This is a genomic window from Flavihumibacter sp. CACIAM 22H1 (genome assembly GCF_001601815.1).
In the GTDB taxonomy this organism is placed as follows: Bacteria; Bacteroidota; Bacteroidia; order Chitinophagales; family Chitinophagaceae; genus Flavihumibacter.
Window position 1 is genome coordinate 10,067 of the sequence record NZ_LUKG01000004.1, and the last position, 16,919, is coordinate 26,985.

The window sequence follows — 16,919 nt, forward strand, 5'->3', positions numbered from 1 at the left end:
CTCAATGCTCTGTCAAAAAAGTATGCAGGTAAAACCGCCGGAGAAATCATTGCAGACCGGGTAATTCTGGAAGCTAAAAGGGAGCTTTATTACCATACATTAAGTGTAAAGGAAATTGGGTATGCACTGGGTTTTGAGGACCCTGCCTATTTTACCCGGTTTTTTAAAAAGCAAACCGGCGTATCGCCCAACGAGTATAAAGTGCTGGGCATTGAGGGTAAATTGCTTAAAACAAGTGAGGGATAGATTTTCGGCTTTTCTCGTACCGTTTCGCCGTATCCGAATACTGATTCCAGTAATCGAATGATTGGTTGGATAATGAAAGGGTTGAATTTGATGCCTGGCGCAAATATTGCCTGCACATCGGGTAGGTTTTGCTGGATTGACGATTTTTTGGCCGATTCCGGAACTTGCCCCTGATTTGTAAGAATACCTGTTTACCCTAATTTTTACGCAAACGTTTGAGTGTTTTCTAAGGAGCGCAAATTGGCTAAGTTTATATTGGATTCCACCTAACTGCTTATGACCTGTATACAATCCCACACGGACTTACTTAAGTCAATTACCTTCTATTGCACTACCCGTCACGGGCATATTACGCAGTTCTGGTGGCATGCCGTATTTGATGGCGATTAAATTGTGCAGCATGCTGGAACAACTGAAGAATTTTATTTTCTGTGGTTTTATCGTACTGGTAATGCCCGACCTGTATGGTCAGGAAAAAAAACTAGTTCTGCCGCTGGGAGGTAATTCCTGGCTTACAAAAGGTACCGGTTCTGAACAGGTAACAAATGCCGGCTGGATGAACTGGCGGCAAAAGGATGCCGTTTTCAGTACTTTTGTATACCTCACTCAACCGGGGCTGCTTAGCATTAAAGCTAAAATCGATGTACCGGAGGGGGTTTCCCAGCTACAGTGTTCCGTAAATGGAGAAACCGTATTAACCACTGTTAAAGGATGGGGCGGCAGCTATGTGCTGGGTGTGTTTACAGTGAAAGATTCTGGGTATTTGAAAATTGATCTTCAGGGCAGATCCAAAACCGGTGCGGAGTTTGCCCGCCTGGAAACATTTGAATTATCCGGAACCGCCGTAACAGAAGCTACGGGGCTGGTACCGAATAATGAAGGAAATTTTTATTACTGGGGCAGGAGAGGGCCTTCCGTTCATTTGAATTATGATGTTTCAATAATTCCGGAGGACATTGAATGGTTTTACAACGAAATAACAGTGCCCGAAGGATATGACCCGGTTGGCTCCTATTTTATGGCTAATGGCTTTGCTGAAGGATATTTTGGCATACAGGTTAACTCCCCCACGGAACGCCGTGTTTTGTTTTCCGTATGGAGCCCCTTTCAAACAGACGATCCCAAACAAATACCAGACAACCAGAAAATTATTCTGGTTAAAAAAGGGCCGGGTGTTACTACCGGCGAATTCGGGAATGAGGGTTCCGGCGGACAAAGCTTTTTCAGGTATAACTGGAAAGCCGGTACTTCCTATAAGTTTTTAGTAAGAGCCAGGCCTGTTGCGGATGGCTATACTAATTATACGGCGTATTTTTATATACCTGAGCATAAGACCTGGAAACTGATCGCAAGCTTTAACCGACCCGCCACTACTACTTATTTAAAACGTATCCATTCCTTTCTTGAAAATTTTGACCCGTTAACAGGGGCTATTACGCGGAAAGCCGTATACCACAATCAATGGGTGCGTACTGTAGGAGGCAATTGGAAAAAAATCACCAAAGCTACCTTCACCGGCGACAATACCGCCCGCAAAGGATACCGGTTAGACTATAAGGGAGGCCTTGAAGAACAAGGTTTTTTTCTGCAGAATGGTGGTTTTTTTAATGATCGAACGCCACTTTTTACCGGGTTTTCTACAACAGCGCCCGGGCAGCAACCTGCTGTTAACCTTGGATCACTGGATTGATTTACCGTACTCAATTGATTTATCGGAACATGATGGAAACTGAAACAAACAGCGAGTACCTGAGTTTGATAAAAACAAACGATCCTGTTGCCTGGCAGCAGCTGATCCGTATGTATTATCCTGCTCTCCTCCGGTTCGCCAATAAAATTTTAAACGATAGCGCCGCTGCCGAAGACACTGTAATGGAGGTTTTTACCATTCTGTGGCAGCAAAACCGAACTTTTAAAGAGGTTAAGCAATTGAAGGAGTATTTATATGTTACCACCCGAAATAAATGTTTAAACGTTATTAGAAGTAAGCGGAGAGAAAAAGAAAGAAATCAGCTGTTTTCAAATCAGTACCTTACGCAGGAACAAATGGATGCGCATTTGATATATGCGGATGTGTTGGTAGAAATTCGGAAAGAAATTGACCAGCTTTCTCCAAAGCAACGCCAGATCTTCGTACTCGCTTATTTACAAAGAATGACCAACGACGAAATTGCCAGCTACCTGCAATTGTCCAATCAAACGGTTCGGAATCAAAAAGCAGCAGCCTTATCCTTTCTGAGAAAAGCCATCAGGAAAAAATTCCCGATGGAACTTACCCTTGTTATACTATTGCTGGCCCTCTAGAAAAAAAGGTTGAAAATTTATAGTACAAAGTCCGATCCACGGTGTTTTAACAATAAAGTAACACCAGATGGGCGAAAAACGATTGGACCAATTATTGAATGTGGCGGATTTGATCCGGCATCAATTAATCTCGGGATTGCCGTTAGAAGATAACAAAGAGTTGGTAGAATTGCTTCAGCACTTGGGTTTGGAGCAGGAAGTGCTTAAGTTGCTTGCGGATCGGGAAAATCTTACGAATGATATACTGCAGGCAGAAAAGGTGGATACTACTGCCATTCTGAATTTAATAAGAGACAATTCGTCTCCGGTAGCCGACCTGCCCATGAACCCAAAACAAGGTAGCCGGCTTATTAGCATCTCGGCGTACAGGTGGATTGCGGCTGCTGTTTTCTTGCTTTTTTTTGGTGGCCTGGCCTGGTTCTTCAGCCAAACAAATAACTCCGCTCAACCCAAAATAGCTGCACCACTGAGCCAGGTAATTTCACCGGGCAGAAACAGGGCGGTACTAGAACTTGCCAACGGGGAAAAACTGGTTCTGGATAGTTTGTCGTACAGCGCTGGGCAGAACAAGCAATTTCCTTTTATTGATCTTGGGGCAGGAACGGTATCCTACCTAAATTTTCCGGTCAATAAGGAAGGCGCTGGCGAAATTCATACCCTTATTACACCCAATGGAGGACAATACCAGGTAATACTGCCGGATGGCTCTATTGCCTGGCTGAATGCTGCTTCCTCCATAAAATTTCCGACTGCTTTTAATGAACTGCAAAGAAAGGTTAGCATTACCGGAGAAGTTTTTTTCCAGGTCAGAAAGGCCAAGCATACTAAAACCGGCAAACGGCAGTCCTTTGTGGTAGAAGCTGGAGAACAGGTGGTGGAAGTATTTGGCACCAGTTTTAACATCAATGCGTATGAAAATGAAAACGCAGTTAAAACAACCCTGGTTGAAGGTTCGGTAAAAGTTCGTTCCGGTAAATCGGCTATAAATATGAATCCCGGACAACAGGTTTCCTTCTCCAGAGAGTCGGGTTCATTTGACCTGGTAAAACCCGACCTGGATGAAGTGCTGGCCTGGAAAACCGGAAAATTTGTATTTAAGGATGCTGAAATTCAATCGATTTTAAGGCAGGTTGCCAGGTGGTACAATCTTGAAATAGTGTATAAAGATGATCTTTCTGATATTCATTTTTCCGGTAGCATATCCAAGAAAGACCAGATAAAGGAATTAATAGAGTTGCTGGAGCTGGACGGGCGTATTAAGCTAACGATCGAGGATAACAAACTATTGGTGCAACATAGAAAATAACTGGTTGCTACCCTATATTATTTATTCATCAAACCCCATTAGTTAATGACAGGAAAATAAAAACGAGAAATAAACATGTTCGGATAAAAAAAGAATCCTGCGGGGGCAGGATTCTATGATTGTTCCGGCAACAAGGGTATTCCCAGCTCAAACAGAGAATATTTATTTGTTAACCAAAACTTTACAAAAGTATGAACGAATTCGTAAAGGTCAATACTTTCCGAATTGGAAATTGTTTGCCATCCAAAACGCTGCTTTATATGAAATTGACTGTGTTTCTGTTAGTAGCTTGCCTGCATCTGCAGGCGAAGTCATTCTCCCAAAAAGTCACCCTCTCCGGCAGAAACCTTAAACTGGATAAGGTATTGCAAATGATCAAAGTACAGACCGGATTTGATGTATTGTACAATCCCGACCTGTTAAAGGGTACGCAATTGGTTTCCTTGTCAATAAAGGACACAGATCTGCCTACGGCCCTCGAACTAAGTTTAAAAGGGCAGCCCATTGAGTTTAAAATACTTCACAATACCATCGTATTAAAATCTGTCCGTGAAAAAACGGATATCCCCGAACTGATTCGTGAAGCATATAGTAAGCTGCTTGCGGATACCGTTATTGGTAAAGTAGTAGGTGAAAACGGGCAGGCACTAACCGGTGTATCCGTTGTTGTTAAAGGCACACAAATAGGTACTTCCACCAACCAGGATGGGTTTTTCCGGATTGCTATTCCGGCCGGCACACCAAAGGTGCTGATCTTTTCCTATGTCGGAATGCAAACCCAGGAATTTACGGTGCAGGGAGATATGCCGGTAAGTTTAACCTTAAAAGCCATTGAATCGGAGCAGGAAGAAATTGTAGTGGTAGCTTATGGCCGTCAAAAGAAAATTTCCGTAACCGGGTCGGTGGCCACTGTTTCCGGTAGTACCTTAAGGCAGAGTCCGGCTACCAACCTAAGCAATTCCCTGGCCGGTCGTTTACCCGGGCTGGTAGCCACACAAAGAAGTGGTGAGCCGGGTTACGACGGGGCAGGTCTGCGGGTAAGAGGCGTAAGTACCTTGGGTGATAATAGTCCGCTTGTAATCGTGGATGGTATTCCCGGAAGAAGTTTAAGCCAGATTAACCCCAACGATGTAGAAAGCATTTCTATTCTTAAAGATGCCGCCGCTGCTGCCTATGGAGCAAGATCGGCAAATGGCGTAATTCTCGTAACTACCCGCAGAGGGGTTTCAGGAAAAACAAGTTTTGGTTATACCGGTAGTTATGGATTACAGATTCCAACCCGGCTTCCGGAGTATGTGAATTCCTATGATTTTGCCCGCCTCTATAACCAGGCGCAAAAAAACGACAACCCCAATGCTACCCCCATATTTTCTGAAGAAGCCATTCAGAAATACCTCGATGGCTCCGACAGAGATCGCTACCCCAACACCAACTGGATCAAAGAAAGTTTGCGCCCCTCGTCTCCGCAAACCCAACATACCCTAACCATGCGCGGTGGTACCAAGCAGGTTCGTTTTTTTGCATCTGCCGGATATTTTGACCAGGACGGAATCTGGAAAGGCAATGCAACCAGCTTTAAGCGTTATAATTTTACCTCCAATGTTGATTTCCAGATCAACGCTAATTTCACTGGTTCTCTTGACCTGCAGGGCAGGCAGGAAAATAGAAATTACCCGGGTGTTGGCGCAGGTACTATATTCAGTCATATACTGCGGCCAGGTGCCATCTGGCCAGCGCGTTATTCAAATGGTTTGTTAGCCGGTGCCTATAATAATGCCGGTCAGAATCCGATCATTGAATCCTCTAACGCCTCAGGTTTTACCGACGATAAAAACAATGTGCTTCAAACCAGGCTAACCTTACGTCACCAACTGCCATTTATTACAAAAGGACTTTCTCTTGAAGGATTATTTGCCTTTGATAAAAGTTACCGGCATAGTAAAAGCTGGTCAACTCCCTATAAGTACTACAGGTTAAATACCACCAGTGGAGAATTCGAACAAAAACAGGCAAATGGACAAAGCCCTTCTTTATCGGAATACTACCAGGACGACCGCAACAGTTATGGCCGCTTAACACTGGATTATCTACGGTCTTTCGGCAACCATGATATTTCTGCCGTGGTATTGTATGAATTTGAAGATTATTTTGCCAGCTCCTTAAACGGCTTCAGGCGTAACTATGCAATCTCTTTGCCTTACATGAATCTGGGCAATATAGATGAGAACCTGACGAACGGAGGTAATTCCAGAGAATATGGCAGAAAATCCTGGTTTGGAAGGGTAAATTATGGCTATGAAGATAAGTACCTGGTAGAGCTGGCATTAAGAGCCGATAAATCTGCCAATTTTCCGGAACATAGCCGCTTGGGATATTTCCCCGCCGCTTCTGTTGGCTGGGTACTATCAAAGGAACGCTGGTTTAAACCTTCTTTTATCGATAACCTCAAACTCCGGGGCTCCTGGAGCCTTCGCGGAAACGATGTTTTATTCTCTGGCGATGCCGATAATAAAATCATTCGTTTTCAATACCTCTCCCTGTATAATTTCAATCCGGGAGGTTATGTATTGAATGATGCACCAGTGGCTACCATTGTACCGAATGTGGTAGCCAATCCTGATATTACCTGGGAAAAAGCAGAAACCTATAACGTTGGATTTGATGCGGTTGGACTTAATAACAAACTAAGTCTCACCTTCGATTATTTCATTAAAAAAACCAGGGATATCCTGGATACAAGGGTACTGCAGGTACCTGATTATACCGGGATAATTTTACCAAGAGAAAACCTTTCAAAAGTTTCCACCCGGGGTTTTGAAGTGGAATTGGCTTACCGCGATCATATCGGGAAACTGAATTATTTTATTTCAGGGAATATAGCATTTGCAAAAAGTAAAATTGATTACCGGGCAGAATCTCCCAATGTGCCGGAGTACCAGAAAGCTACCGGGCATCCGGTTGGTTCAGGTTTGTATTACGATGCTATTGGTTTATTCCAGTCAGAAGAAGAAATCGAAAAAAGCCCCACTCAGTTTGGTAACCTTCAACCGGGCGATATTAAATACAGGGATATCAACAACGATGGGCAGATAAACGGACAGGATAGGATCGTTATTGATAAAACCCAGGATCCCTGGACTACCTACGGCTTTTCACTGGGTGCTGATTATAAAGGATTTGATATCAGCCTGCTTTTCCAGGGTGCGTTGAATAGTAATTTATACCTGAGCGAAGAAGCCGCCTTTCCCTTTTTTAACGGAGGAAACCTGCTACAGTCCTGGGTGGGTAATTCATGGACACCGGATAATACCTCCGCCAAATACCCAAGACTGTTCCTGGCTTCTTCCAATAATACGCAACGATCTACTTTTTGGCTGAAGAATGCCAATTACCTGCGGTTGAAAAACCTGGAAATCGGCTATAATTTCCCGGCCACATTAATCAATAAATGGTCAATAACCGGACTACGGATTTTTGCCAATGGGCTGAATCTTTTCACTATCGACCAGATCAAAACGTTTGATCCGGAATATCCGAACGGAAGAGGATGGACCTATCCCCAGCAAAAAGTAGTGAATCTCGGAATCAACCTGCAATTTTAAACCAGCCAGACATGAAAAAACTAAGCTTATATATAATACCGTTGATTGCTATGCTTACAACGGTTTCCTGCGGCAAAGAAATTTTAGACAAAGCCCCTCTCGACGCTGTTTCTGACAAAGATGTTTTTGCTACCCCGGAAAATACCACCTTATTTGTAAACAGTATTTATGCCGGTTTACCCAATGGGTTTGAACGGGGATGGTATATGTTTGAGTCGGGTTCGGGCGATGCAGAAAATTCCTATGCCTGGACGGCTTCTCACATGTTTAACAGGGGAGATTATGATCCGACCAATACGCCTAATAGCGATTGGAGTTCCAGTTACCGGCAAATCACCAATTGCAATGTTTTCTTTGCTAATATTGATAATGTAACCGGAGATGATGCCCTTATTACAAGACTAAAAGGAGAAGTACATTTTCTAAGGGCCTTTTATTATTTTGAATTGTATAAGCGATTTGGCGGAGTACCCCTGATTTCAACCGTTTTAACCCTGGAAGATGATTTTTTACAGGACAGGGCCAGTGCAGATGAGGTGGTTGATTTCATCCTGGGGGATTTAGACAAGGCAGCAGAAAATCTTCCTGCAAAATACAGCGGCAACGATATAGGACGAGCTTCCCGGGTAGCTGCACTGTCTTTAAAAGGAAGAACACTTTTATATGCGGGTAAAAATCAGGAATCAGCCACTGCTTCAAAACTGGCCATTGACGAAGCAATTGCTGCCGGTTACGACCTGCATGCGCCTTATGATAAAATTTTCCTGGATAATAATAACAGTGAAATTATTTTTGATAAGCAATTGCTGGCAAAAAACTGTTCGGGATACCAGGATCTTTTTAACGCACCTGTCGGAGGAAGTTATGGAGGTTGGGGGGGTACCTGTCCTACCCAGAATCTTGTAGATGCCTACGACATGAAAACAAGTGGAAAACCGATCACAGATCCAGCCTCGGGTTATAATCCCCAGAATCCATTCGCAGACAGGGATCCCAGGTTCGATTATTCCATTCTGCACAATGGATCAACCTGGAAAGCAGCCATAATTGATACAAAAGAAAATGGCGTAAACAAGCCCAATGGCAATGGAGACGCAACAAAAACAGGCTACTATCTTCGCAAATTCATGGACGAGTCTGTTCTTGATCCGAATGCAGTTTGTGGGAAAGCTCACTGGATATTGATTCGTCTTGCAGAAGTTTACCTGAATTATGCGGAAGCGCAACTAAAGCTTAACAACCCCGAAGAAGCCGTTATTTGGGTAAACAAACTAAGAGAAAGAGCCGAAATGCCAGCGCTTCAGACCAGTGATCTTACATGGGATCGGTATATGAAAGAAAGAAGAGTGGAATTGGCATTTGAAGAACATCGTTTCTGGGATGTACGCCGGTGGAAAGTGGCAGAGGTTACAGAAAACGAAGCTGTATGGGGAATGAAAATAGAAGAGATTGCCGGTGTACTTAAATACACGCCCTATAAATGGGAAGATCGTTTTTTTGATCCTTCCAAACATTATTTATTTCCGATACCACAATCTGAACGAGATAAGAATCCGAACCTATCGCAAAATCCGGGCTGGTAAAATATTTCGGGAAAGATTTGGTAAAACAGGACAGCTGATTTCAGTATGTCCTGTTTTACTTGTCTTTTTTGACCAATCCATCTAATTGTTCATTTATGCATTTTCACCCCAGACTTCTTTCAATGGCACTATTGGTTGGCATGCTTTCCTGTAACCACCGCAAGCATGAAACAATGTTGTTGGAACTTCCAGCCTCCGCTAGCGGTATTGATTTTGTGAACGAGGTTTCAGAAAATGACTCCTTGAATATTATGACCTATGAATATTTGTATAATGGAGGCGGCGTTGCTATTGGTGATATAAACCAGGATGGTCTCCAGGATATTTTCTTAATCGGAAATATGGTGCCCAATAAATTATTTCTTAATAAGGGCGAGCTTAAGTTTGAAGATATCACCGGAAAGGCAGGCGTAGCAGGAAGGAATAAGTGGAAAACCGGTGTGTCCATGGTTGATATCAATTCCGATGGATTACTGGATCTGTATGTTTGTTATTCCGGACCAGGTACGGATCTGGAAAGAAAGAATGAATTGTATATCAATACAGGCAGCAAAAATGGCATTCCTGTATTTTCAGAAAAGGCCGCGGAATACGGGCTCGATGCTCCTGGAAGTTTTTCCACCCAGTGCGCATTTTTTGATATGGACAGAGATGGTGACCTGGATGCATTCCTGGTTAACCATGCTGATATGTTTTACAATGTGTTTTTCAATTCTAAAAAATTACGCACCCTCCGGCATCCTAAGTTTGGCAACAGGCTGTATAGAAATGATAAAGGAAAATTTATAGATATAAGTGAAGAGGCCGGAATTTTTGGCGGTGGTGCAAATTTTGGACTGGGTGTTGCTACCGGTGATATAAATGCTGATGGCTGGCCCGATATCTACGTTACAAACGATTATAATGAACAGGATTACCTGTATTTAAACAACGGGGATGGTAGCTTTCGGGAAGTTACTAAAGAAAGCTTTGGACATATCTCGCAGTTTTCGATGGGATGCGGTATGGAAGACCTCAACAACGATAACCTGCTTGATTTAATAACACTGGATATGCTGCCAGAGGATAATTACCGCCAAAAATTATTAAAAGGTCCGGATGGATATGACTATTACACCCTGTTGGTGGACAGTGGTTTTCACCATCAGAATATGAGAAATATGTTACAGCTGAACCAGGGGAATGATCCCCATGGGTTTCCCCGCTTCAGCGAAATCGGGCAATTAACCGGAATCTCCACTACCGACTGGAGCTGGTCGCCGCTCCTGGTAGATTTTGATAATAATGGCTGGAAGGATATTTTCATAACAAACGGGTACCTGCGTGATTTTACCAATATGGATTTCCTCAAATACACCTACGCAGAGGCCGATGCAAAGGCAAGAAGAGAAGGAATAAAACTCAAAACCTGGGAACTGGTCAAACAGTTAAAATCAACCAGGATTCATAACTACCTGTATTCAAATAAGGGAAACCTGTCGTTTGAGGATAAGTCAACAGAATGGGGTGTTGAAATGCCCACTATTTCAAATGGAGCCGCTTTTGGTGACCTGGATAATGATGGGGATATGGATTTGATTGTCAATAATATCAACCAGCAAGCAGGCGTTTACAAAAACAACGCCGATCAAAAAAGCAAGCATCATTTCATTAAGCTTAGATTCAAAGGTACAGCTGGTAATAGTTTTGGTATTGGAACCAAAGCAAAATTGACCATTGGCAGTTCTACTCAGTATCGTGAATTGTACCCGGTACAGGGGTATCTTTCTTCCATGGAGCCGGTATTGCATTTTGGCATAGGAAATGATTCCGTTATTGATAAAATTGAAATTCAGTGGCCAGATAATAAACTAACACTTCTCAATAAAGTAAAAGCGGATACCACCCTGCTTATTGATTACACCAATACCCGGTTACAGGATCCTATTCACAGGGAAGATGCGGCAGCTTTATTTGTTGATATTACAAAGGAAGCAGGTCTCAATTTTGTTCACAAAGAAAACGTTCAATTAGTAGATTTTAAAAAGCAGGTGTTGCTTCCTTATCAGGTCTCGCGTCCGGGTCCTTTTTTGGCAAAAGCTGATATTAATGGAGATGGGTTGGAAGATATTTTTGTTGGCGGCAACGATCTTCAGCCGGGACAACTTTTTTTGCAGCGTACTAATTTTAAATTTACTCTTTCAGAATCGCAGCCCTGGGTTAGTGACGGCTTTAGCCGATATGGGGCCATGGTATTTATAGACGTGGATACTGATGGAGATGCCGATCTACTGGTTAGCGGAATGGGTAAAGGAGCCGCTGAAAATGCTCCACACTACCAAACGATTTTATATGTAAACGATGGAAAAGGCCGGTATGAAAAATCAACTAATTCCCTGCCTGTTCTTGCTTCAATGAGTACCAGTATTGCCGTGGCTGATTATGATAAGGACGGAGATCCTGATTTTTTCTTTGCCGGAAGCACAGTTCCTGGAAAATATCCCCTTGTACCGGTTAGCTACCTGGTTCGGAATGAAACAAAAGGAAATAAAATAGCCTTTGTCTATGCATCTGAACAACCGGAAAAACTGCTTAGAAATCCGGGAATGATCACCAGCGCCGTGTGGGGCGATTTAAATAAGGATTCCTGGCCAGACCTGGTACTTGCCGGTGAGTTTATGCCGGTTATGGCTTTTGAGAATAATAAGGGCAGCCTGCAGGATGTTACAAAAAAGAGAGGGCTTGCAGAAACTGCCGGATGGTGGAGCGCTATTGCAGCAGTTGATTTAGACAGGGATGGCGATCTTGACCTGGTGGCAGGTAACAAGGGGTATAATTTCCAGTTTAAAACAACTGTCGAACACCCCCTGAGTTTGGTCTATGACGACTTTGATAAAAATGGTTCAATTGATCCACTGCTTTTTTATTATAACCAGGGCATTTCGGTTCCGGTTGCCTCCCTTGATGAGATTACAGATCAGTTGCCCTCTTTAAAAAAGAAATTTTTACGATACGAAACCTATGCAAAGGCACAGCAAAAAGACCTGCTTTCTTCCGAACAAATGAGTGCTGCACATAAATTGGAGGTAAAAGAATTACGCTCTGTATTATTTGAAAATACCGGCAATGGTTTTAGGCTGAAAAATTTACCAGTGGAAGTTCAGTTTTCGCCGGTAAATGGAATTGTTTGCAGAGACTTTAATTCCGATGGTATCCCCGATCTTTTGGTGGGTGGCAACTATTATCCCTGGAGAGTTCAATGGGGCAAAATGGATGCAGGTTTTGGATGGTTATTGCTGGGTAAAGGAGAACTTGATTTTGCACCGGTGTATCCTTCTCATTCCGGGCTTTGGCTGGATGGAGATGTTCGGTCTATCCAGGAAATTCATGGAGAAAACAACCGTGCCGTTTTTGTAGTAGCAAAAAACAACGATTCCGTTCAATTGGTAGTACAAGGAAGTAGGGCAGCTATCGGTGGTAGGAATTAAGGTATATCTTAGCGAAGCGGCATGGCTATATCCTGATCCTGTAAAATAAAATGAATATGAATAATAAAGGCGCAATAATCTACAGTGGTAAGCAACTGTTTCTGATAGCTATTTGCTGCAGTTTTTTGGGTGCCCTATCGTCGAAAGCACAAAGCCCTTCCACTCAACGGGCGGATTGGTTTAAGGAAGCCCGGTTTGGCATGTTTGTACACTGGGGTTTGTATAGTATTCTGGGCGGAAGTTATAATGGGCACACCCTTCCCGACACCAGCTTAAAAAATGGTAATAGCTGGTATGCTGAGTGGATACAGCAGCGCCTGGAAGTGCCAAAAGAGGAATATCGCAAACTGGTAAAACAGTTCAACCCGGTTGAGTTTGACGCCGATGCCTGGATACTTGAAGCCAGAAACGCCGGTATGCGGTATTTTGTAATTACGGCCAAGCACCATGATGGGTTTGCGTTGTGGGATTCCAAGGTGTCGACCTATGATCTGGGCAGCACACCCTATAAAAAAGATTTATTGGGAGATTTGGCGAAAGCTTGTCGAAAATATGGATTGAAGTTTGGTTTTTATTATTCGCATTGCGAAGATTGGGATCATCCGGGAGGAGCAGTTCCCTCCTGGCTGCCTCAAAAAAAAGAGGCCGATTTTGAAAAATACTGGAAAGAAAAATGTCTTCCGCAGGTTAGTGAACTGATTCAGCGTTATCACCCCGATCTTTTCTGGTTCGATACCTGGGGCGATGAGCAGGAAAAACTGTTTATATCCGATAAACGACGCGATGAGTTGATTGCTTTAATACGTAAACAGGCACCGAACTGCCTGATCAACGGGCGTATATCCTGGCTTAGCCCGGGTAATGACATCGATTTCCTGGAAATGATGGATAACTCGTACCCCAACGAGTTGCAACAGCGTCCCTGGCAAACTCCGGCTACCATGGTAGAGTCCTGGGGCTGGCATGCCAAAGACTATAATTGGAAACCTGCCAGTGAAATGATGGGTTACCTGGTAAGTAATACGTCAAAGGGCGGCAACTATTTGCTGAACATCGGCCCGAAAGCCGACGGCACAATTCCCCCAATGGCCATTCGTCGGCTTCGGGAAATGGGCGGCTGGATGGTTGCAAACGGCGAAGCTATTTATGGGGCCGTACCGGTTCATAAAGAGATGCCTAAAGGAGTGGTTGCTACGGAAAAGAAAACAGCCTCCGGAAACAATATATATATAGCGCTGATAAGTCCGCAAGCTAACCCGGCGTTGGTACTGCCCTTCAATGCGGAAGATATTGAAACATGCAGTATGCTGGAAACGGCCTTGCCCATTTCATTCACCCCGGCAGGGGAGGGAAAACTAAAGCTGCTATTGCCGGAAAAAATAGCTTCCCTGTCGGATGGTGTGCAGGTGGTGAAACTAAAACTAAAAATGACTGGTAACTAATAGGGGCGGAGCTAGGCCGCAGCTCATCAACCACTCCACTCATTAACTACTCGCCTAAGTTTTAGGAGAATGAGTAGTAGTGAATGGAGTGGTTGTAGCTTACTGTATAAAGTACTATCAGGGTAGTAATACCTGGTCAATCACATGCACCACCCCATTGGTAGCTACCAGGTCGGTTAGAATAATTTTCGACGCAGCTGTATTTGAATTCCCCTTTACTGTGGCGGTGGATCCCAGGCTGATTTTTAAGCTGCCACCCTGGAAGGTTTCAACACTAGCCCCGTTTACAAGATCAGAACTGAAGACCCGCGTTCCTACAAGTACATGATAGGCCAGGATATTTAACAAAAAGGACGGATCAGTAGTATTAATAGCTTCCACAGAGGGTAAGCCTGCAGCTACAAAAGCCTGGTTGGTGGGGGCGAAAACCGTAAACGGACCATCGCTGCCAAGTATAGCCGCAACATCTGTACCGCTGGCGCCGGCCCGTAATACGGCAGCAACCAGCAAACTCAGATTGGGATTAGCCGCTGCAAGCGCTACGATTGTACCCGGGGCAGGAATTAATACACGGTCTACCACATGGATTACTCCATTGGAACAATCAATATCGGCAATGATCACTTTTACACCGTTGATAAATACATTACCGGCATTGGTACGCGTAACATACAAAGGTTGGCCGTTTTCACTTCGTACCGGAGTATTGCTTGCCTGCGGTATCTCTGCTGCAAACAGCTCATCACTGATAAAATGGTATAATAAAATCGATTTCAATGCATCTGCGGGTGCTTTGGCAATATCGGCAACTGTTTTGTAACCGGCAGCTTTAAATGCATCATCCGTTGGTGCAAATACCGTTAACCTGGCTTTTTTATCGTTTAATGCAGGTACCAAGCCTGCACGTGCTACAGCCGCTTTTAGCAGGCTAAAACGCCCGTCTGATGACGCGAGTTCCCAAATCGTTTTTTTCTTGGCCTGGTTCTTCCAGGGTGGAGGAATAGGGCCCATTTTCTGACAACCGGTAATAAATAAAATGGCAAGTAATGGCAAGGCCCACCTGCAGACAGTTTGTACAATGGTTTTGTTTAGCATAGCAAAGAGTTTGAACTATTACAGCCAAAACAATTGTTAAGATTTTAACAGGGGAGTGAAGTGTTGAATCTCAGGCGTGAACCGTGCAGGTTTGGCGGCGATCCCTGCATTGTTGCTGCATTCTTCGCTGCTGCTGCGTTCGAATCGTTAAGATTTAAATTTTATGGGTTGCTGTTCCTTAGAACCGGAATTTTAATGAAACTCTTATTGTGCCATTTTATCTGCAAGGGTTCACCTGCATCATGGATTGTTTCTTCTGCACAGGGCTTGCCAGATCCGTAGTTGATCATTTCAAAAGGGTGTTTATTGATATTTAATAAAACTACCAATCTGCTGCCTGCATTGATTTTTTTGCTGACAAACCTGGTGCGATCGAAATTAATGGTTTCCTGCCTGTATGGTTCCAGGAGTTGTCGCCGGGTGTTATCCCTGGAGAAACTGGCGCGGCCTACGTATCGGGTCAGGAAGAAATAACTGCCGTCTGCCCTCCATTCATACAATGCCATCGAAACATCCATGTCTTTTTTGTTGATCGTGGCTAACAGGCTTCCGGTAAATGATCCGGATAGTATCAATTCTTGCTGAAAGGGCGCGGATGTAAATACTAGACCATTGCTGACATCAAGCGAGTCAAATACGATGGAAGGGGTGAAATAATTGTTTTGATGCTCTCTGTCTTTAAAATCCACCACTTGTAACTGATAATTTTTCTTCCTGGGTTTGCGGGTATCCAGTTTTGTATTATTCAGGTAGAAGGTTAAAGTGTCCGAACTGATCTGATCAAGTGATGAAGCATGCCTCCATTCATTGGCTCCCATTACCTGGTAATTGAATTTACCTTTCAGCAGAGCAGGCTTGGGCTTCCCTTTTAATACATAGTCAAGCCAGTCATATGCTAAATTCATCATGTTAACGGAGGCTACACTGTCTATTTCATACCCCATCAAATTTTTAGTTGGGTTACGCTGCCCGCCCCAGTGGTCATACGGACCAATTACAAAATAATGATCGGCATTTTTGTTATACCTGGTATGCCATTTGAAATACTGCAGGGCACTTAACTGCGAACCATCATAATAACCGGTTGTTGATAAAATCGGCAGGTTGATCAAAGCATATTCATCTGAAGTTGGAACTTTAGATTGCCAATAGGAATCGTAGGCAGGATGAGCCAGCCATTTTTGAAAAATTGGATTTTCAACGCCTGCCATACTGTCGAGTTTATTGTAAGCTATTCCTGTATTAAAATAGTCAAAAGGCAAACCTCTCGGTAGTGGCTTATTCTTGTATATATTGTCGTTGCTCCAGCTCAGTATATGCGATAAGGGAACATTGTTTTCCATAGGAAAATCAAATCCGGGCATTACTGCTACCTGGGGTACAATGGTTTTTAAAGCCGGGTGGGGTTTTTTAACAGCAGCCCATTGTGAAAAGCCTGTATAACTTCCGCCAAACATCCCAACAGCTCCATTACACCAGGGCTGCCTGCTGATCCAGTCGATGATATCATAAATATCTGTGCCTTCGTTTTCAAAAGGCTGGTAGTACTGAAGATTGGTGCGGATACCCCTGGCATACGCCACTATACCTACATACTCTCTGTCTGCAGATCGCTTACCGAATATAGCATCCCCTGCTCCCTGGTAATAGGTGGTATAAAAAAGCAGGGCCGGCAGGGGTGTTTTATCAGCTTTTTTTCGCACAATGATGGCTGATAGAGGAATTCCGCTCCGGGTCGGAATCAATACGCTATCCTCCATTAAATATACCTGCTTGGCAGTAACGGTATCCTGTCCAAATGCCATGGTAAAGCTGGTCAAAATCAGGAAAAATAATTTACTGGCAGCTAGTTTGCTCATGTTGGTTTTTTTTGA

General features: G+C 43.6%; 10 protein-coding genes. 8 read left to right on the plus strand and 2 right to left on the minus strand.

The features are described 5' to 3' along the window. The 8 genes from A1D16_RS01935 to A1D16_RS01970 form a co-directional block, all read left to right on the plus strand. Window positions 1-246: helix-turn-helix domain-containing protein (locus A1D16_RS01935; RefSeq protein ID WP_290707237.1), on the plus strand; the 246-nt coding region annotated here is incomplete at its 5' end. A gap of 400 nt (window positions 247-646) precedes the next feature. Then, window positions 647-1,936: a DUF3472 domain-containing protein gene (locus tag A1D16_RS01940; RefSeq protein WP_290707240.1), complete on the plus strand. Its 1,290-nt coding sequence runs from the start codon at window positions 647-649 to the stop codon at window positions 1,934-1,936. Between the two features lie 29 nt (window positions 1,937-1,965). Continuing rightward, window positions 1,966-2,550 (plus strand): RNA polymerase sigma-70 factor, encoded by a 585-nt coding sequence (locus A1D16_RS01945; protein ID WP_290707242.1) that lies wholly within the window; start codon window positions 1,966-1,968, stop codon window positions 2,548-2,550. 136 nt (window positions 2,551-2,686) lie between these two features. Next, window positions 2,687-3,856 carry a FecR domain-containing protein gene (locus A1D16_RS01950; RefSeq protein WP_290707244.1) on the plus strand — a complete coding sequence of 390 codons (1,170 nt, stop codon included), beginning with the start codon at window positions 2,687-2,689 and terminating at the stop codon, window positions 3,854-3,856. 260 nt (window positions 3,857-4,116) lie between these two features. Beyond that, window positions 4,117-7,458, plus strand: coding sequence for a TonB-dependent receptor (locus A1D16_RS01955; protein WP_290707246.1), 3,342 nt, complete (start codon window positions 4,117-4,119; stop codon window positions 7,456-7,458). An 11-nt stretch (window positions 7,459-7,469) separates the two neighbouring features. Beyond that, complete coding sequence (locus A1D16_RS01960) at window positions 7,470-9,041, plus strand: RagB/SusD family nutrient uptake outer membrane protein (RefSeq protein ID WP_290707248.1); 1,572 nt, start codon at window positions 7,470-7,472, stop codon at window positions 9,039-9,041. 173 nt (window positions 9,042-9,214) lie between these two features. Next, window positions 9,215-12,508 (plus strand): VCBS repeat-containing protein, encoded by a 3,294-nt coding sequence (locus A1D16_RS01965; RefSeq protein ID WP_290707250.1) that lies wholly within the window; start codon window positions 9,215-9,217, stop codon window positions 12,506-12,508. A gap of 56 nt (window positions 12,509-12,564) precedes the next feature. Further along, entirely contained in the window at window positions 12,565-13,950 is a 1,386-nt protein-coding gene (locus tag A1D16_RS01970) for an alpha-L-fucosidase (protein ID WP_290707252.1), read from the plus strand. Between the two features lie 117 nt (window positions 13,951-14,067). Here A1D16_RS01970 and A1D16_RS01975 read toward each other — a convergent pair whose 3' ends face one another. Together A1D16_RS01975 and A1D16_RS01980 are read right to left on the minus strand one after the other, a co-directional pair. Then, complete coding sequence (locus tag A1D16_RS01975; protein WP_290707254.1) at window positions 14,068-15,045, minus strand: fasciclin domain-containing protein; 978 nt, start codon at window positions 15,043-15,045, stop codon at window positions 14,068-14,070. A 161-nt stretch (window positions 15,046-15,206) separates the two neighbouring features. Then, complete coding sequence (locus A1D16_RS01980) at window positions 15,207-16,904, minus strand: CocE/NonD family hydrolase (protein WP_290707256.1); 1,698 nt, start codon at window positions 16,902-16,904, stop codon at window positions 15,207-15,209. Window positions 16,905-16,919 lie beyond the last annotated feature (15 nt).